Genomic DNA, 17,056 nt, shown 5'->3' on the forward strand with positions numbered 1-17,056 from the left:
CCGGCGCGAGCGCACGGCAGTTTGTGATGTCAGTACGCACCTCGACCCCCGACCACCGCGCCCGCGGTGCGGGCGAGGATCTTCAGGTCGGCCCGCACACTGCGGTTGTCCACGTACCGAAGGTCCAGTCGGACCGACTCGTCCCAATCAAGATCGGAGCGCCCCGAGACCTGCCACAGTCCGGTCAGCCCGGGCTTGGCCAGCAGCCGGTGGTAGGCGCGGTCATCGTACTCGGCGACCTCGCGCGGCAGCGGCGGACGCGGCCCCACCAGGGACATGTCACCCCGCACCACGTTCCACAACTGGGGCAACTCATCGATGGAGAAGCGACGCAGGATCCTGCCCACGGGTGTGACCCGGGGATCCTCGCGCATCTTGAACAGCACGCCGTTGCCATCGCTCTGCTGGACCAGTTGGGCCAGACGCTCTTCGGCGTCGAGGTACATGGTGCGCAACTTCAGCATCGTGAAGGGCACTCCGTCCTCACCGACCCGGGTCTGACGGAAGAACACCGCGCCGGGACTGGTCACCTTGACTGCCAGCATCGCCGGGACCAGGACGGCCATCGCCAGCACGGTCAGCATCAGGCCCAGGCAGCGGTCTATCGCCGCCTTCAGCAGCATCGTGACCCGGGAGGGGCCGAGCGCGATCCGGACCATCGGGGTGCCCTTGACCGAGACCAGTTCGGTGCGGTGTGAGGCGACCTCGGCGACGTCCGGCGCGATGAGAAGGTTCACACCGAGCGGTTCGAGCCGCCAGCTCAACTGCCGCAGTTCCTCCGCGGTGAGGGCGTCCGCGGCCACCAGCACCGTGTCCGCACCGAGCTGCCGCACCAGTCCGGGTGCCTCGGTCACGCCGCCGAGCACGTCGTCGTCCTGGCCCGGTGCGCCCCCGGGCCGGCACCGGCCCAGGATGGTCACGCCCTGCCCGCCGTGTTCGCGCATCAGACCAGCGAGCCCACCGAAGGAGTCGGTTGCCCCGATCATGAGCACCCGGCGGTCCAGATCGCCGTCGCGGCGCAGGCGTCGGATCAGCAACTGGTGCACCCCGCGCATCAGTGCCGCCATTGCGACGCCTGACGCTCACTGAGTACAGGAGCAGTGGTTGCGGGATCTCCACCACACCGAAGTAGGCCAGCCCCATCGCGACGGCCGCTGCCACGAGGATCCCGTTGAGCAGTGCCCGCAGGTCCTGGCGGGCCAGGCCCCAGTGGTGGCGCCGATACCCTCCGCGCAGTGCGACCACAACGGTGATCACCGCGCCGGCGCAGGTTCCGGCAGCCAGGGCGTGCAACGGGGAGTACGTGAGCACGGTGACGACGGCGACAGCGATCGAGACGGCCATCAGGTCCACCGCGGCCATCCCGATGGTGAGCACCGAGGCGTGTGGCCGCAGCGTCTCCCGCAGCCATCCGGTGCGCCGGTTGACCAGGTCGAAACGATCCAGAACCGCCGAGTAGACGCTCATGAACTCATACCGGCAGGTGGGGTCCGGAGGCCGGAGGTGCAAGGGGACCGGCGCGTCGACACGACCATCGCGATCCCTCCGATTCCCTCTGGAGGGCCCTAGTTGCCCCGGATCCGATACCGAGTGGGCGCTCCCCCGAACACTGTTGAGTCAACTCTCATCGGCACCGGGGTTCCAGGACGGGACCGGATGATTCCGGCCGGACGCCGGGTGAGCCGCGCGAGGCTCCGACGTCGCCGCAGGACGAGCGGGTTGTGGACTCGGGGTGATCAGAAGCGTCAACGGGCCCCGAGCACGGGTCGACGGCGGCGCGAATCTCCGCGCAACCGGCGGGTGAACCCGCCTCACCCCCGGCTCACCCGCACCGTCAGTGCGCCGGGTACCGGCCGTCCTCGATGTGGCGGGCCAGGGACGGAGGCGCCCGGCCGCGGGCCGGTGCGGGGACGTCGCACGGGCGGGTCCGATTACGTCGCTCGGGTACGTTCAGCCCGCGCGGGTCACCCGTAATGCATGCCCGACGACGTGGACGGGGGAAGTCCGGCCCGTCCAACCCGACCAGGGGCATGCCCGACGACGTGGGCGGGGTGGGTCAACCCGCCCCGCTCAGCGAGGGGGCGGTCAGCATGAGTGTCAGTCCAGTGGCGCGGCGGCTACGCCGCGGGCGGCCAGTTCGGCTGCTCCGCCATCGGGTGCGGTCAGCACCCAGATCCCGCCGTCGTGCACCGCGACGGTGTGTTCCCAGTGGGCGGCGCGGGACCCGTCGGTGGTGACCACGGTCCAGTCATCGGCCAGCACCTTCGTCTCGGCGCCGCCACGGGTGATCATCGGTTCGATCGCCACGCACAGACCGGCGCGGACCTTGGGTCCCCGGTGGGCGGAGCGGATGTTCAGCACGTCGGGAGGCTGGTGCATCGCCGACCCGATGCCGTGGCCCACGTACTCGGCCACGATGCCCAGCGTCGTGTCCTCCCGGGCCGCGACGCGCTCGATCTCGTCCTGGATCGCGTCGCCGACCACGCCCAGGCGCTGCCCCTTGGCAAGCGCGGCGATCCCGGCCCACATAGCCGATTGCGTCACCTCGCTCAGCAGGTGGTCACCCGGATCTCCGGGGTCGTCGTCGTCGCCGGCTCCCACCACGACGGTGAACGCGGCGTCGCCGTGCCAGCCCTCCACCACGGCACCACAGTCGGCCGAGAGCACGTCGCCTGCTTCCAGGACCCGCTGCCCGGGAATGCCGTGCACCACCTCATCGTTGACCGACAGGCACACATGCGCGGGGTAGCCGTGGTAGCCGAGGAAGTTCGAGACGGCACCGGCGCGCTCGAGCACTCCGGCAGCGACTGCGTCCAAATCGGCGGTGCGCACTCCGGGCACCGCCGCCGCGCGGATCGCCGCGTGGATCTCGGCCACCACCAGGCCCGCCTTGCGCATCCGACGGATCTGATCAGTGGTCTTGTACTCGATGTTCGAGAACAACCCCCTGGCGCCTACTCCCGGGGGCCGGCGGCGTCGTGGCCGGCGGCCTGGCCCAGCCGCGGGTTCAATGCCGCCAGGATCCGCTCGGTCACCTCATCGACAGCACCCAGACCGTCCACCTGCACCAGCAACCCACGCTCTTCGTAGACGGTGGTCAGCGGCGCGGTCTGCTCGGCGTAGACCTGCATCCGGCGCCGGATCACGTCCTCGGTGTCGTCGCTACGGCCCTGCTCGGCGGCACGGCCCAGCAGCCGGGCGATCACCTCATCGGTGCCCGCAGTCAGTTCGACCACCGCATCCAGGCTCTTGCCCGCCTCGGTGAGCATCCGGTCGAGTTCGGCCACCTGCACACCGGTGCGCGGGTAGCCGTCCAGGAGGAAGCCCTCGGCGGCGTCGGGCTGGGCCAGGCGGTCGGCCACCATCGCGTTGGTGACCTCATCGGGTACGTACTCACCGGCGTCCATGTACCGCTGGGCGCGCTGGCCGAGTTCGGTGCGCTCGGCCACGTTGGCCCGGAAGATGTCTCCGGTGGAGACGGCCGGGATGTTGAGTTGCTCCGCCAGGCGGGCCGCCTGGGTGCCCTTGCCCGCTCCGGGCGGGCCGAGCAGGATGATGCACTTGCTCATCGCAGGAACCCTTCGTAGTGACGCTGCTGCAGTTGTGCGTCGATCTTCTTGACCGTGTCGAGGCCGACGCTGACCAGGATCAGAAGTGAGACCCCACCGAAGGGGATGTTGGAACTGACACCCATCAGTTTGAACGCGATGGTGGGGATCAGCGCCACGATGGCCAGGTAGATCGCGCCGACCGTGGTGATCCTGGTGATCACGTACCGCAGGTATTCCGCGGTGGGCCGGCCGGCGCGGATCCCCGGGATGAAGCCACCGTAACGCTTCATGTTGTCCGCCACGTCGTCGGGGTTGAACGTGATCGAGGTGTAGAAGAACGCGAAGAAGATGATGAGCAGGGTGTAGATGGCGATTTGGATGTTCGCCGCCGGGTCCTGCAGGTTCTCGAGGACCCACTGCACCCAGCCGGTGGTCTGGTCCTCGGCGAACTGCACCGCCAGCGTCGGCAGCGCCAGCAGCGAGGACGCGAAGATCACCGGGATCACACCGGACATGTTGATCTTGATCGGGATGTAGGTAGGTGGAGGAACCGCCGTACATCCGGCGGCCCACCATCCGCTTGGCGTACTGCACCGGGATCCGGCGCTGGGACTGCTCCACGAACACGATCAGCACGATCACCACCGCACAGATCAGCAGGAACAGCACCACGTTCAGCACGCCGTCCTCGGCGGCCGCGATCTGCTGGACCGCACTGGGGAAGCTGGCCGCGATGGAGGTGAAGATCAGCAGGGACATGCCGTTGCCGACGCCGCGCTCGGTGACCAGTTCACCCAGCCACATGATCAGCCCGGTCCCGGCGGTCATGGTCAGGATCATCAGGACCAGGGTGGACCAGTTGTCGTCCGGGATGATCGGGACCTCACAGCCCGGGAACAGGTTCCCGGTGCGGGCCACGGTGATGATCGTGGTGGCCTGCAGCACGGCCAGGAAGATGGTCAGGTAGCGGGTGTACTGGGTCAGCACCGCCGTGCCCGACTGTCCCTCCTTGTGCAGTTCCTCGAACCGCGGGATCACGACCCGCAGCAGTTGCACGATGATGCTCGCGGTGATGTAGGGCATGATCCCCAGCGCGAACACGCTCAACTGCAGCAGGGCGCCCCCGCTGAACAGGTTGATCAGCCCCAGCACGTCCCCGCCCTCGGTGGGTTGACCGGCGATGCAGACCTGCACGTTGCCGTAATCGACCCCCGGGGTGGGGATGAAGGAACCAAGGCGGAAGAGCGCCATGATCCACAGCGTGAACAGCAACTTCCGCCGCAGATCGGGTGTGCGGAACGCCCGCACGAATGGGCTGAGCAATGGTCCTCCTGCTACATCGGCCGCGCACGGCCCGGTCCGGGCGTGGCGGTGTGCTCCACTACGACCCTACCGGGCATCACGCATCGGCAATGATGGGTTGGCCGGGTCGGCAGCGGGCCTCGGGACGCCGAACGCGGCGGCTCGGGATATGACTCCCGATGCCGCCGCCTTCACGCATCGTCTCAAGCCTGCTCGACGCTGCCGCCGCCGCGCCTCGATCTTCTCCTTGGCCGAGGCCGAGGCCGCGTCCACGGTGATGGCGATCTTGACGCTGATCTCGCCCGAACCGAGGAGCTTGACCGGGTGACCGCCGCGCACGGCGCCCTTGGCCACCAGGTCCTCCACGGTCACTGTGCCGCCGTCGGGGTACAGGGCGGACAACCGGTCGAGGTTGACCACCTGGTACTCGGTCTTGAACGGGTTGTTGAACCCGCGCAGTTTCGGCAGGCGCATGTGCAGCGGGGTCTGCCCACCCTCGAACCGCGCCGGAACCTGGTTACGGGCCTTGGTGCCCTTGGTGCCACGGCCGGCGGTGGTGCCGCGACCGGAGCCGTCCCCACGTCCCACCCGCTGCTTGCGGGTCCTGGCGCCGGGTGCGGGACGCAGGTGATGCACCTTCAGCGCCGGCGCCGCCGACTCGGTGGACTCGCCCGCCTGCTTGTCGTTCTTCTCGGCCATGGCTTACTCGACCTCCTCAACGGTGACCAGGTGGGCCACCTTGTCGACCATGCCGCGGATCTCCGGACGATCCTCCTGCACCACCGTGTCACCGATGTGCTTGAGGCCCAGGCTCCGCAGCGTGTCGCGCTGGCTCTGTCGCCCGCCGATCGCGGACTTCTTCTGGGTGACCTTCAGTTCACTCATGACGCCACGCTCGCGGAGGCGTCGGTCGAACCTTCACCCGAGGCCGCATCATCGGCGTTCTGCCCACGGCCCTCGGCCTGGGCGCGCAGCAATGCGGCCGGCGCGACGTGGTCCAGGGGCAGGCCACGGCGTGCCGCGACAGCCTCGGGCTGCTCCAGGGACTTCAGCGCCGCCACCGTGGCGTGCACGATGTTGATCGCGTTGGTCGAGCCCAGGGACTTGGACAGCACGTCGTGGATCCCGGCGCAGTCCAGCACGGCGCGGACCGGGCCACCGGCGATGACTCCGGTACCCGGGGACGCCGGGCGCAGCAGCACCACACCGGCGGCGTCCTCACCCTGCACCTTGTGCGGGATGGTGTTCTTGATCCGGGGCACGGGGAAGAAGTTCTTCTTCGCCTCGTCCACGCCCTTGGCGATCGCCGCAGGCACTTCCTTGGCCTTGCCGTAGCCCACACCCACGGTGCCGTCGCCGTCGCCGACGACGACCAGTGCGGTGAAGCTGAACCGGCGGCCACCCTTGACGACCTTGGACACGCGGTTGATGGTCACGACGCGCTCGACGTAGTTCTTCTCCTCGTTCCCACCACGGCGGCCATCGCCACCGCGGCGGTCGCGCCGACCCCCGCTGCGGGAGTCGGCGCCACGGGAGTCAGTGCGCTCGGATCGGTTGTCGGCGCTCCCACTGCTACTGCGCTCGTTCCTACTGCGCTGCGGTGCAGCCATCATCGATTCCTTTGCTTGTCGGTGCGGATTCGGTCGGTCACAGGGACAGACCTCCTTCACGTGCGCCCTCCGCGAGCGCGGCCACACGGCCGTGGTAGCGGTTACCGCCGCGATCGAACACCGCGGTCGGTCTCGACGCCGGCGGACTTGGCGCGCTCGGCGATCAGTTCGCCGACCTTGCGGGCCTTGTCGGTCTTGACCCCGTCCGCGGCGCGCAGGTCGGCTTCCAGGGTGGAAGCCGAGGCCAGCGTGGTGCCGGTGGTGTCGTCGACCAACTGGGCCACCATGTGGCGCGCCGAGCGGTTGACCACCAGGCGGGGACGCTGCGGCGTGCCACTGATGCGCTTGCGCACCCGCAGGTGCCGGCGGGCGCGGGCGTTCCGCTTCCCGGTTCCCTTGATGGAGACAGCCATGGCTTACTTACCAGCCTTTCCGACCTTGCGGCGGACCTGCTCGCCCTCGTACCGCACACCCTTGCCCTTGTAGGGCTCGGGCTTGCGCAGCTTACGAATGTTCGCGGCGACCTCACCGACCTGTTGCTTGTCGATGCCGGAGACGGAGAACTTGGTGGGCGATTCCACCGTGAACGTGATGCCCTCGGGGGCGGTGACCGTGATGGGGTGGGAGAAGCCGAGCGCGAACTCCAGGGTGGAGCCCTTGGCCACGACGCGGTAACCGGTACCGACGATCTCCAACCTCTTCTCGTACCCCTGCGTGACCCCCTGGACCAGGTTGGCCAGCAGGGTCCGGGTCAGGCCGTGCAGGGCACGGGACTCCCGCTCCTCGTCCGGACGGGACACCACCAGGGCGCCGTCGTCGTCCCGGACCACCGTGATCGGGTCCGGCACGGTGTGGTTCAGGGTGCCCTTGGGGCCCTTGACGGTGACCGCAGCGCCGTCGATGCTGACATCGACGCCGCCGGGCACGGCTACTGGGACCTTTCCGATGCGTGACATGTTCCGATCCCTCCCGTCACCAGACGTAGGCGAGGACTTCCCCACCCACGCCCTTCTTCTCGGCCTGCTTGTCGGTGAGCAGACCCGAGGACGTGGACAGGATCGCCACGCCCAGGCCGCCGAGCACCTTGGGCAGGTTGTTGGACTTCGCGTACACCCGCAGACCCGGCTTGGACACGCGCCGCACACCGGCGAGCGAGCGCTCCCGGTTCGGCCCGAACTTCAAGTTCAGGGTGAGGGTCTTGCCGACCTCGGCGTCCTCGACGCTCCAGTCACTGATGTAACCCTCCGCCTGCAAGATCTCGGCGATGTGGGCCTTGAGTTTGGAGTACGGCATCGCAGCCGACTCGTGGTACGCCGAGTTGGCGTTGCGCAACCGCGTCAACATGTCGGCGATGGGGTCTGTCATAGTCATGGGCTCTGCGCCCTTCCTCGTCGTGGTTTCCTACCCGGACCTTCGACGTAGTCGTCTTACCAGCTGCTCTTGGTCACGCCGGGGAGCTGGCCCTTCAGGGCCATCTCCCGCAGGCAGATACGGCACAGGCCGAACTTGCGGTACACCGAGCGCGGACGGCCGCACTTGGTGCATCGGGTGTAGGCGCGCACGCCGTACTTGGGCTTGCGATTGGCCTTGTTGATCAGTGCAGTCTTGGCCACGTCAGTTCTCCTTGAACGGGAAGCCGAGACGACGCAACAGCGAGTGTCCCTCGTCGTCGGTGTCGGCGGTGGTCACAACCGTGATGTCCATGCCGCGGACCCGGTCGATCTTGTCGGGGTCGATCTCCAGGAAGACCGACTGTTCGTTCAGCCCGAAGGTGTAGTTGCCGTGCCCGTCGAACTGCTTGGGCGGCAGCCCGCGGAAGTCGCGGATCCGGGGCAGGGCCAGCGTCAGCAACCGGTCCAGGAACTCCCACATCCGGTCACCGCGCAGCGTGACACTGGCGCCGATGGCCTGGCCCTCGCGGAGCTTGAACTGGGCGATGGACTTGCGGGCCCGGTTCACACGGGGCTTCTGCCCGGTGATCTGGGTGAGGTCGCTGATCGCGCCCTCGATCACCTTGGAGTCGCGGGCCGCGTCCCCCACGCCCATGTTCACCACGATCTTGACCAGACCGGGCACCTGGTTGATGTTGCCGTAACCGAACTCGGTCTGCAGTTCGCTCAGGATCTCCTGGCGGTACTTGCTCTTCAACCGCGGCAGCACGGCTGCGCTCTGGGTGGCGGAGTCGGTACTGGTGCTCATGAGATGTCCTTACCGGAACGCTTGGCGACGCGGACCCGGGCGGTGCGCGTGCGGCCGTCGCGCTCGACTTGCTCGCTGCGATAGCCGACCCGGGTGCCCTTCTTGGTCTCCGGGTCGACCAGCATCACGTTGCTGATGTGGATCGGCGCCTCGATGGTCTCGATACCGCCGGTGGTCGAACCGCCGCGGCCCGCCTCGGTGACCTTGGAGTGACGCTTCACGCGCTGCACACCCTCGACCACCAGGCGTCCGGTCTCGGCCTGGACTTCCAGTACCCGGCCGGTCTGACCCTTGTCCCGTCCTGAGATGACGACGACGAGGTCGCCCTTCTTGATCTTTGCCATTGCTTACAGCACCTCCGGGGCGAGCGAGACGATGCGCATGAACCGCTTGTCCCGCAACTCACGGCCTACCGGGCCGAAGATTCGGGTTCCGCGCGGCTCGCCGTCGGCCCGCAGGATGACAGCGGCGTTCTCGTCGAAGCGGATGTAGGAACCGTCGTTACGGCGGCGCTCCTTCCGGGTACGCACCACAACCGCTTTGACGACCTCGCCCCTCTTGACGTTGCCGCCGGGGATCGCGTCCTTCACGGTGGCGACGATGACGTCGCCGATGCCGGCGTAGCGACGCCCGGAACCACCGACCACCCGGATGCACAAGATCTCCTTGGCCCCGGTGTTGTCGGCGACCTTGAGCCGCGACTCCTGCTGGATCATTCGTTCTACTCCTGTCGTCGTGCCGGTTCTCGACTACTCCTCGAGCCTGGCCGAACGGATTGGTGGACTTAGCGGGATCAATCCCTGATGGTCACTTGGCCTTCTCGACGATGGACACGATCCGCCAGCGCTTGGTGGCGGACAGCGGCCGGGTCTCCATGATTCGGATCAGGTCACCGACGCCGGCCTCGTTCGCCTCGTCGTGCGCCTTGACCCGGGTGGAGCGACGGATGACCTTGCCGTACAGCGGGTGCTTGACCCGGTCCTCCACCTCGACCACCACGGTCTTGTCCATCTTGTCGCTGACCACGTACCCGCGACGGGTCTTGCGGTACCCGCGCGGGGTGGCTGCGTCCTCTGCCGGCGCCTGTGGCGTCCCGGTCTCTGTGACTTCGCTCATCGTCGCCTCTTCGTTCACTTCGCGTCAGCGGTCGGCGCGGTCCGGATTCCCAGTTCGCGCTCCCGCAGGATCGTGTAGATGCGGGCGATGTCGCGCCGCACGGTCTTCAGCCGTCCGTGGTCCTCCAGCTGCCCGGTGGCAGAGGAGAAGCGGAGGTTGAACAATTCCTGCTTGGCCTTCTTGAGCTCACCCAGCAGGATCTCGGAGTCCATGCCGTCGAGCTGATCGGGCATCAGGTCCTTGGAACCGATCGCCATCAGACGTCACCACCCTCGCGGCTCAGGAACCGCGTCTTCATCGGGAGCTTGTGCTGCGCGCGGCGGAGCGCCTCGCGAGCAAGGTCCTCGTCAACACCGGCGAGCTCGAAGAGCACGCGTCCGGGCTTGACGTTTGCGACCCACCACTCCGGGGAACCCTTACCGGAACCCATGCGGGTCTCGGCAGGCTTCTTGGTCAGCGGCCGGTCGGGGAAGATGTTGATCCACACCTTTCCGCCACGCTTGATGTGCCGGGTCATGGCGATACGGGCGGCCTCGATCTGACGGTTGGTCACGTACGCAGGCTCCAGGGCCTGGATGCCGTAATCACCGAATGCGATCGAGGTGCCACCCTTGGCCACGCCGGAGCGCTTGGGGTGGTGCTGTTTACGGTGCTTGGTGCGCCGGGGGATGAGCATGGCTCAGGCCTCCGTCTCAGTGGCTGTCTCGGTGGCGGCCGGTGCCGCCTGGCCGGTGGCGGGAGCGCCCGCAGTCTCGCTGGGCTGCGATCCGGGCGCGGGCTGGGATGCCGGTGCGCCCTCACGAGGACGGCGGCCACGGCCCCCGCGCTCGCCACGGTCACGGTCACGGCCGCGTCCACGCGCGGGCGCCGCCGAGGCCTGCGCGGCGGCGAACTCCTTCTCGGTCTGGTCGCCCTTGTAGATCCACACCTTCACGCCGATACGACCGAACGTGGTGCGGGCCTCGAAGAAGCCGAAGTCCACGAACGCGCGCAGCGTGTGCAGGGGCACCCGGCCCTCGCGGTAGAACTCGCTCCGGCTCATCTCGGCGCCACCGAGCCGACCGGAAACCTGCACCCGGATGCCCTTGGCGCCGGCCCGCTGAGCGGACTGCATGCCCTTGCGCATCGCACGACGGAAGGACACGCGCGAGGCGAGTTGCTCGGCGATACCCTGGGCCACGAGCTGGGCGTCGATCTCGGGGTTCTTGACCTCGAGGATGTTCAACTGCACCTGCTTGCCGGTGAGCTTCTCCAACTCACCGCGCAGGCGGTCGGCCTCGGCGCCACGGCGCCCGATCACGATGCCCGGGCGAGCGGTGTGCAGGTCCACCTGCACCCGGTCGCGAGTACGGACGATGTCGACCTTGGAGATCCCGGCGCGCTCCAGCCCGGAGGCCATCAACTTGCGGATCTGGACATCCTCGTTCACGTAGTCGCGGTAGCGCTGGCCCTTGGTGGTGGAGTCAGCGAACCAGCGCGACCGGTGGTCGGTGGTGATGCCCAGGCGGAATCCGGTGGGGTGTACCTTCTGGCCCATCAGCGAGGCCCTCCCTTGATCTGACGCTCATCGGCCACGATCACGGTGATGTGGCTGGTGCGCTTGAGGATGCGGTTCGCTCGCCCCTGCGCGCGGGGGCGGAAGCGCTTGAGGGTCGGGCCCTCATCCACGTACGCCTGGGAGATGACCAGGTCGCCGGCGTTGAACGCCACCGACTGCTCATCCGCCTTGACGCGGGCGTTGGCGATCGCGCTCTCCACGATCTTGCGCACGTCCTGCGCCACTGCCTGCGGGGCAAAGCGAAGAACGTCGAGGGCCTCATCGGTCTGCTTGCCGCGGATGATGTCCACGACCCGCCGAGCCTTCTGGGGCGTGACGCGCACGTATCGCGCCTGCGCCTTGGCTTCCATCGTTAGTCCTGCTTTCTCGATCACAAGTGTTCAGTGTCCTCGGGCGCGCCTCTCAGCGACGCCGCGCCCTACGGTCGTCCTTGTCGTGCCCTCGGTAGGTACGGGTCGGGGCGAACTCGCCCAGCTTGTGGCCGACCATCGACTCGGTGACGAACACCGGGACGTGCTTGCGACCGTCGTGCACCGCGAAGGTGTGGCCAAGGAAGTCGGGGGTGATGACCGACCGACGGGACCAGGTCTTGATGACGTTCTTCGTGTTGGCCTCGTTCTGTGCGTCCACCTTCTTCTGCAGGTGGTCGTCGACGAACGGGCCCTTCTTCAGACTACGAGGCATGATCGTGGCTCCCTATCAGCGCTTCTTGCCAGTGCGACGACGGCGCACGATCTGGCTGTCGCTCGGCTTGTTCGGACGGCGGGTTCGGCCCTCTTTCTGGCCCCAGGGACTGACCGGGTGGCGACCACCGGAGGTCTTGCCCTCACCACCACCGTGGGGGTGGTCCACCGGGTTCATCGCCACGCCGCGCACGGTGGGACGCTTACCCTTCCACCGCATCCGACCGGCCTTGCCCCAACTGATGTTGGCCTGTTCGGCGTTGCCGACCTCACCAACGGTGGCGCGGCAGCGGACGTCCACGTTGCGGATCTCCCCGGACGGCATCCGCAACTGGGCGTTGCCGCCCTCACGGGCCACCAACTGCACCGAGGATCCGGCCGAGCGGGCGATCTTGGCGCCCCCACCGGGCTTGAGTTCGACCGCGTGGATCACGGTACCGACCGGGATGTTCCGCAGCGGCAGGTTGTTGCCGGGCTTGATGTCCGAACCGGGACCGGACTCGACCATGTCGCCCTGCTTGAGCTTGACCGGCGCCACGATGTAGCGCTTGGCCCCGTCTGCGTAGTGCAGCAGCGCGATGCGTGCGGTCCGGTTCGGGTCGTACTCGATGTGTGCGACCTTCGCGGGCACGCCGTCCTTGTCGTTGCGACGGAAGTCGATCACGCGGTAGGCCCGCTTGTGACCGCCGCCGATGTGCCGGGCGGTGATCCGCCCGGAGGAGTTGCGCCCACCGCTCTTGCTCAGCGGTCGGACCAGCGACTTCTCCGGCGTGGTTCGGGTGACCTCGACGAAGTCGGCGACGGAGGAGCCGCGTCGGCCCGGTGTCGTCGGCTTGTACTTACGGATGGCCATGAAGTGTCGTCCTCAATCTCTTACTGGCTGCCGGCCTTCTCAGACCGCGCCGCCGAAGATGTCGATGGTGCCCTCGCGCAGCGTCACGATCGCGCGCTTGGTGTCCTTACGCTTACCCATCCCGAACCGGGTCCGGCGGGTCTTGCCCAGTCGGTTCGCGGTGTTGACGCTGTCGACCTTGACGTCGAAGATCTTCTCGATCGCGACCTTGATCTCGGTCTTGTTCGCACGCGGGTCGACGAGGAAGGTGTACTTGCCCTCATCGAGCAGGTTGTAACTCTTCTCCGAGACCACCGGGGCCAGGATCACGTCCCGGGGGTCCTTGTTCATGGTCGGCGTGCTCACTGGTCCTCCTCAGTGGTATCCGTCGAGCCGGCGCCGGGGGCCCGGCCGGAGACGAAGGCCTCCAGTGCCTCGGTGGTGAAGACCACGTCATCGGAGACCAGGACGTCGTAGGTGTTGAGCTGATCGGGGTGGATCAGGTGCACAGTGGGTGCATTCCGCAGCGACTTCCAGGTCAGGTCGTCCCCGCGGGCCAGAACAACCAGCACGTGCCGGCTGGGGGCCACCTGGTTCAGCAGGCTCACCGCGGTGCTGGTTGAGGGCACATCGGTCTCGGCGAAGGCGCTCACCACGTGCACACGACCCCCGCGGGCCCGGTCCGACAGGGCCCCGCGCAGGGCGGCGGCCTTCATCTTCTTCGGGGTGCGCTGGCTGTAGTCACGCGGCACCGGGCCGTGCACGATGCCACCACCGGTGAATTGCGGGGACCGGATCGAGCCCTGCCGGGCGCGGCCGGTTCCCTTCTGACGCCAGGGCTTACGACCACCGCCGCGCACGTCGGCGCGGGACTTGGTGGCGTGGGTGCCCTGGCGGGCTGCGGCCAGTTGGGCCACCACGACCTGGTGGATCAGCGGGACGTTGGCAGCCGCATCGAAGATGGCGGCGGGCAGTTCGGCGGAGCCGGTTGCCTTGCCGGTGGCGTCCAGCACGTCCACCGTTCGGGAAGCAGTTCGGGTAGTCAAGGCGTTCACGCACCCTTCGCAGCGGTACGGACCATGACCAGGCCGCCCTTGGGGCCGGGAACCGCGCCGGTGATCAGCAGCAAGCCCTTGTCGGCATCCACGGCCTGGACGGTCAGGTTCTGTGTGGTCTGGCGCTCGTGGCCCATCCGCCCGGCCATACGCAAGCCCTTGAAGACCCGGCCCGGGGTGGCGGCGCCACCGATCGAGCCGGCCTTGCGGTGGTTGCGGTGCGCACCGTGGGAGGCCGTCGCACCGGCGAAGCCGTGCCGCTTCATCACACCGGCCGTGCCCTTGCCCTTGGTGGTGCCCACGACGTCGACCAACTGGCCGGTCTCGAAGGTCTCCGCGGTCAGTTCCTGCCCGACGATGTACTCAGCGGCGTCGGAGGTGCGGAACTCGGCGGCGTGGCGACGAGGCGTCAGGTCGGACTTCTCGGCACGCACGCGCAGCGGCTGGGTCACCTTGCGCGGGTCGATCTGGCCGAAGCCGATCTGAACCGCTGAGTACCCGTCCCGCTCCGGGGTGCGGACCTGGGTCACCACGTTGGTGTCCACCCGCACCACGGTGACCGGGTGCAGACGACCTTCGTCGTCCCACACCTGCGTCATGCCGAGTTTGGTGCCGAGCACCGCCTTGACGGCGCGCTCGGAAGCCTGGGGAAGTGAAGTCATGGGTGCGTCCTCAGAGCTTGATCTCGATGTTGACGTCCGCAGGCAGGTCCAGGCGCATCAGCGAGTCCACAGCCTTGGGCGTCGGGTCCACGATGTCGATCAACCGCTTGTGGGTCCGCATCTCGAACTGCTCGCGGCTGTCCTTGTACTTGTGCGGTGAACGGATGACAACGAACACGTTCTTCTCGGTTGGCAGCGGCACCGGGCCCACGACCGTCGCACCAGCGCGGGTCACCGTGTCGACGATTTTGCGCGCCGAACTGTCGATGACCTCGTGGTCGTAGGACTTGAGCCGGATGCGGATCTTCTGTCCCGCCATGCGTCGTCTGACTCTCTCTCTCGTACCGCTTGACCGACCCCCGCGCTCGGGCGTGTCGCTCTCGCAACACTCCACACCGGCAGGCACCATAAAGGTGATGGTCGGAGATGACTGGTGAAGTTCGTCCGCCTACCGGAGGGCAGTCAGCCGATCTTCTGGTTGGTTACTCGTCGGTTCCGGACCCGAAGGCACCGACTCACACATCAGATCAGATGCACACCGAATCAATCACCCGCGACGAGGCAACTTGATTAGTTTGCCACAGCACGGTGGAGAACCCAAGCCGCAGATCGGATTCACCGCCGTGGGATAGGCCACACCTGACCCGGACCAGACCGAGGTTCGTCAGATACCGGTGATCCGACACCCCTCGTCCAGGCCCAGGATCTCCAGGCGAACACTGATGTTGCGCACCTGCACACTCACGTAGGCCCGGGCACTGATCTCGCTGACCTTCCTGGGGCCGTCGGCGATATCGCCCAGGACCCCCCGCGCGAAGCCGGACCTGCCGTGGATCAGCACACCCTGCCCCTTACGGAAGGTCCCGTTCTCCACCCAGCCGGTGAAGACAACCGGCTGACCGGCCACCTGGAAGGCGCCGACCAGACGCAGCACCCCGGTGTCCCGTCCCGGTGCGGGCGGCTCGTCGTCCCAGAGCGCCTCCGCCTCTGCGGCCGTGGGGCTGACCTGCTTGCCGGTGGTGAACCATGCCATGGGAGCCGATCCTAGTGCTCACAGCACCCGCGCCAACCCGCTTGCCGACGGTGCCGTGGCAGGCACGGGACGGGCATGAGTCAGGGCCCGCCAGCCGAGGCTGACGGGCCCTGTGGGACTCACTGTGCCAGGCGGAGCGCCCAGCGCTGGATCACTTGGTGATCTTGGTGACCCGGCCGGAGCCGACGGTGCGCCCACCCTCACGGATGGCGAAGCCGAGGCCCTCTTCCATCGCGATCGGCTGGATCAGTTCCACGGACATCTCGGTGTTGTCACCGGGCATCACCATGTCGGTGCCCTCGGGCAGGGTGATCACGCCGGTCACGTCGGTGGTGCGGAAGTAGAACTGCGGACGGTAGTTGGAGTAGAACGGGTTGTGCCGTCCACCCTCGTCCTTGGCCAGGATGTAGACCTGGGCCTCGAAGTCGGTGTGCGGGGTGATCGAACCCGGCTTGGCGATGACCTGCCCACGCTCGACGTCCTCACGCTTGGTGCCGCGCAGCAGCAGACCCACGTTCTCGCCGGCCTCGGCGTAGTCCATGAACTTCCGGAACATCTCCACACCGGTCACGGTGGTCTTCTGCGGTGCCCGGATGCCGAGAATCTCGATCTCGTCGTTCACGTTCAGGGTCCCGCGCTCCACCCGGCCGGTCACCACGGTGCCGCGGCCGGTGATGGTGAAGACGTCCTCGACGGGCATCAGGAACGGCTTGTCGGTGTCACGCACCGGGTCCGGCACGGACTCGTCCACCGCCTCCATCAGTTCCTCGATGGACTTGACCCACTTCTCGTCACCCTCCAGGGCCTTCAGGCCGGAGACCTTGATGACGGGCACGTTGTCGCCGTCGAAGTCCTGGCTGGAGAGCAGTTCACGGACCTCCATCTCGACGAGTTCGAGGATCTCCTCGTCGTCGACCATGTCGGCCTTGTTCAGGGCGACCAGCAGGTAGGGCACGCCCACCTGACGGGCGAGCAGCACGTGCTCACGGGTCTGGGCCATCGGGCCGTCGGTCGCGGCGACCACCAGGATCGCGCCGTCCATCTGGGCGGCACCGGTGATCATGTTCTTGATGTAGTCAGCGTGACCGGGGGCATCGACGTGCGCGTAGTGGCGCTTCTCGGTCTGGTACTCCACGTGGGAGACGTTGATGGTGATCCCACGCTGACGCTCCTCCGGAGCGTTGTCGACCTGATCGTACGACTTGAACTCGTTCAGGTCGGGGTACTTGTCGGCCAGCACCTTGGAAATGGCAGCCGTCAGGGTGGTCTTGCCGTGGTCAACGTGACCGATGGTGCCGATGTTGACGTGCGGCTTGGTCCGCTCGAACTTGGCCTTCGCCACTGTGGTTCCTCCTGGAACTCGGGTAGTTGTACGCAGCTTGCGGATCGAGATTCTCGATCTTTCCGGCTTCGCAGATCCTACGGGTCGGTTTGGGTTGTTGTGTTACAGGTCGA

General features: G+C 67.4%; 26 protein-coding genes and 2 pseudogenes. 1 reads left to right on the forward strand and 27 read right to left on the reverse strand.

All coding sequences use genetic code 11. From position 1 onward, the window contains the following. Positions 1-29 precede the first annotated feature (29 nt). Positions 30-1,067 carry a sugar transferase gene (locus ACRRRO_RS03910; protein WP_434081102.1) on the reverse strand — a complete coding sequence of 346 codons (1,038 nt, stop codon included), beginning with the start codon at positions 1,065-1,067 and terminating at the stop codon, positions 30-32. A 182-nt stretch (positions 1,068-1,249) separates the two neighbouring features. On the opposite strand from ACRRRO_RS03910, the gene ACRRRO_RS03915 reads away from it, so the two are divergent. Then, the gene (locus ACRRRO_RS03915; protein WP_434081103.1) at positions 1,250-1,459 is read left to right on the forward strand and encodes a hypothetical protein; all 210 of its coding nucleotides are present in this window, start codon (positions 1,250-1,252) and stop codon (positions 1,457-1,459) included. Positions 1,460-2,097: 638 nt separating this feature from the next. On the opposite strand, the gene map is transcribed toward ACRRRO_RS03915, so the two are convergent. The 26 genes and pseudogenes from map to tuf form a co-directional block, all read right to left on the reverse strand. Then, positions 2,098-2,943 carry a type I methionyl aminopeptidase gene (map, locus tag ACRRRO_RS03920; protein ID WP_434081104.1) on the reverse strand — a complete coding sequence of 282 codons (846 nt, stop codon included), beginning with the start codon at positions 2,941-2,943 and terminating at the stop codon, positions 2,098-2,100. 11 nt (positions 2,944-2,954) lie between these two features. Beyond that, on the reverse strand, positions 2,955-3,569 hold the full coding sequence (locus ACRRRO_RS03925) for an adenylate kinase (protein ID WP_424796463.1): 615 nt from the start codon (positions 3,567-3,569) through the stop codon (positions 2,955-2,957). Further along, a pseudogene (secY, locus tag ACRRRO_RS03930) lies at positions 3,566-4,874 on the reverse strand (preprotein translocase subunit SecY). Before secY ends, ACRRRO_RS03925 begins: the two are co-directional and overlap by 4 nt. Before the next feature lie 66 nt (positions 4,875-4,940). Next, positions 4,941-5,552 carry a 50S ribosomal protein L15 gene (rplO, locus tag ACRRRO_RS03935; RefSeq protein ID WP_434081105.1) on the reverse strand — a complete coding sequence of 204 codons (612 nt, stop codon included), beginning with the start codon at positions 5,550-5,552 and terminating at the stop codon, positions 4,941-4,943. A 3-nt stretch (positions 5,553-5,555) separates the two neighbouring features. Then, positions 5,556-5,738 carry a 50S ribosomal protein L30 gene (gene rpmD / locus ACRRRO_RS03940; protein WP_424786288.1) on the reverse strand — a complete coding sequence of 61 codons (183 nt, stop codon included), beginning with the start codon at positions 5,736-5,738 and terminating at the stop codon, positions 5,556-5,558. Then, entirely contained in the window at positions 5,735-6,463 is a 729-nt protein-coding gene (rpsE, locus tag ACRRRO_RS03945; RefSeq protein WP_424786289.1) for a 30S ribosomal protein S5, read from the reverse strand. The genes rpmD and rpsE overlap by 4 nt, the downstream gene beginning before the upstream one ends. 37 nt (positions 6,464-6,500) lie before the next feature. Continuing rightward, positions 6,501-6,876 (reverse strand): annotated as a pseudogene (rplR, locus tag ACRRRO_RS03950) (50S ribosomal protein L18). A 3-nt stretch (positions 6,877-6,879) separates the two neighbouring features. Further along, positions 6,880-7,419, reverse strand: a complete 540-nt coding sequence (rplF, locus tag ACRRRO_RS03955) for a 50S ribosomal protein L6 (protein ID WP_424796466.1) — start codon at positions 7,417-7,419, stop codon at positions 6,880-6,882. Positions 7,420-7,435: 16 nt separating this feature from the next. After that, a complete protein-coding gene (gene rpsH / locus ACRRRO_RS03960) occupies positions 7,436-7,834 on the reverse strand; it encodes a 30S ribosomal protein S8 (protein ID WP_424786292.1) in 399 nt (132 codons plus the stop codon). 56 nt (positions 7,835-7,890) lie between these two features. Beyond that, positions 7,891-8,076 carry a type Z 30S ribosomal protein S14 gene (locus ACRRRO_RS03965; protein ID WP_424790413.1) on the reverse strand — a complete coding sequence of 62 codons (186 nt, stop codon included), beginning with the start codon at positions 8,074-8,076 and terminating at the stop codon, positions 7,891-7,893. A 1-nt stretch (position 8,077) separates the two neighbouring features. After that, complete coding sequence (gene rplE / locus ACRRRO_RS03970) at positions 8,078-8,662, reverse strand: 50S ribosomal protein L5 (protein WP_424796467.1); 585 nt, start codon at positions 8,660-8,662, stop codon at positions 8,078-8,080. Continuing rightward, complete coding sequence (gene rplX / locus ACRRRO_RS03975; RefSeq protein ID WP_424796468.1) at positions 8,659-9,006, reverse strand: 50S ribosomal protein L24; 348 nt, start codon at positions 9,004-9,006, stop codon at positions 8,659-8,661. Before rplX ends, rplE begins: the two co-directional genes overlap by 4 nt. Before the next feature lie 3 nt (positions 9,007-9,009). Further along, complete coding sequence (gene rplN, locus ACRRRO_RS03980) at positions 9,010-9,378, reverse strand: 50S ribosomal protein L14 (RefSeq protein WP_424790410.1); 369 nt, start codon at positions 9,376-9,378, stop codon at positions 9,010-9,012. Between the two features lie 91 nt (positions 9,379-9,469). Continuing rightward, positions 9,470-9,778 carry a 30S ribosomal protein S17 gene (gene rpsQ, locus ACRRRO_RS03985; protein WP_424796469.1) on the reverse strand — a complete coding sequence of 103 codons (309 nt, stop codon included), beginning with the start codon at positions 9,776-9,778 and terminating at the stop codon, positions 9,470-9,472. A gap of 14 nt (positions 9,779-9,792) precedes the next feature. After that, a complete protein-coding gene (gene rpmC / locus ACRRRO_RS03990; RefSeq protein ID WP_424786298.1) occupies positions 9,793-10,035 on the reverse strand; it encodes a 50S ribosomal protein L29 in 243 nt (80 codons plus the stop codon). Next, positions 10,035-10,454, reverse strand: coding sequence for a 50S ribosomal protein L16 (gene rplP / locus ACRRRO_RS03995; RefSeq protein WP_424786299.1), 420 nt, complete (start codon positions 10,452-10,454; stop codon positions 10,035-10,037). Before rplP ends, rpmC begins: the two co-directional genes overlap by 1 nt. 3 nt (positions 10,455-10,457) lie before the next feature. Beyond that, complete coding sequence (rpsC, locus tag ACRRRO_RS04000; protein ID WP_424786300.1) at positions 10,458-11,315, reverse strand: 30S ribosomal protein S3; 858 nt, start codon at positions 11,313-11,315, stop codon at positions 10,458-10,460. After that, a complete protein-coding gene (gene rplV, locus ACRRRO_RS04005; RefSeq protein WP_424786301.1) occupies positions 11,315-11,686 on the reverse strand; it encodes a 50S ribosomal protein L22 in 372 nt (123 codons plus the stop codon). The genes rpsC and rplV overlap by 1 nt, the downstream gene beginning before the upstream one ends. A gap of 52 nt (positions 11,687-11,738) precedes the next feature. Further along, positions 11,739-12,020 carry a 30S ribosomal protein S19 gene (gene rpsS, locus ACRRRO_RS04010; protein WP_424786302.1) on the reverse strand — a complete coding sequence of 94 codons (282 nt, stop codon included), beginning with the start codon at positions 12,018-12,020 and terminating at the stop codon, positions 11,739-11,741. 15 nt (positions 12,021-12,035) lie between these two features. Next, positions 12,036-12,872, reverse strand: a complete 837-nt coding sequence (gene rplB / locus ACRRRO_RS04015; protein WP_424796470.1) for a 50S ribosomal protein L2 — start codon at positions 12,870-12,872, stop codon at positions 12,036-12,038. A gap of 39 nt (positions 12,873-12,911) precedes the next feature. Continuing rightward, positions 12,912-13,202, reverse strand: a complete 291-nt coding sequence (rplW, locus tag ACRRRO_RS04020; RefSeq protein ID WP_424786650.1) for a 50S ribosomal protein L23 — start codon at positions 13,200-13,202, stop codon at positions 12,912-12,914. An 11-nt stretch (positions 13,203-13,213) separates the two neighbouring features. Further along, on the reverse strand, positions 13,214-13,897 hold the full coding sequence (gene rplD / locus ACRRRO_RS04025; protein WP_424796471.1) for a 50S ribosomal protein L4: 684 nt from the start codon (positions 13,895-13,897) through the stop codon (positions 13,214-13,216). Positions 13,898-13,902: 5 nt separating this feature from the next. Then, positions 13,903-14,568 (reverse strand): 50S ribosomal protein L3, encoded by a 666-nt coding sequence (rplC, locus tag ACRRRO_RS04030; protein WP_424796472.1) that lies wholly within the window; start codon positions 14,566-14,568, stop codon positions 13,903-13,905. A gap of 10 nt (positions 14,569-14,578) precedes the next feature. Then, positions 14,579-14,887, reverse strand: a complete 309-nt coding sequence (gene rpsJ, locus ACRRRO_RS04035) for a 30S ribosomal protein S10 (RefSeq protein ID WP_424786306.1) — start codon at positions 14,885-14,887, stop codon at positions 14,579-14,581. 345 nt (positions 14,888-15,232) lie between these two features. Continuing rightward, the gene (locus tag ACRRRO_RS04040) at positions 15,233-15,601 is read right to left on the reverse strand and encodes a hypothetical protein (protein WP_424796473.1); all 369 of its coding nucleotides are present in this window, start codon (positions 15,599-15,601) and stop codon (positions 15,233-15,235) included. A gap of 151 nt (positions 15,602-15,752) precedes the next feature. Further along, on the reverse strand, positions 15,753-16,943 hold the full coding sequence (gene tuf / locus ACRRRO_RS04045) for an elongation factor Tu (protein ID WP_424790403.1): 1,191 nt from the start codon (positions 16,941-16,943) through the stop codon (positions 15,753-15,755). Between the last annotated feature and the right edge of the window lie 113 nt (positions 16,944-17,056).

Source organism: Sanguibacter sp. Z1732 (genome assembly GCF_051020515.1).
Taxonomy (GTDB): domain Bacteria; phylum Actinomycetota; class Actinomycetes; order Actinomycetales; family Beutenbergiaceae; genus CALKWS01.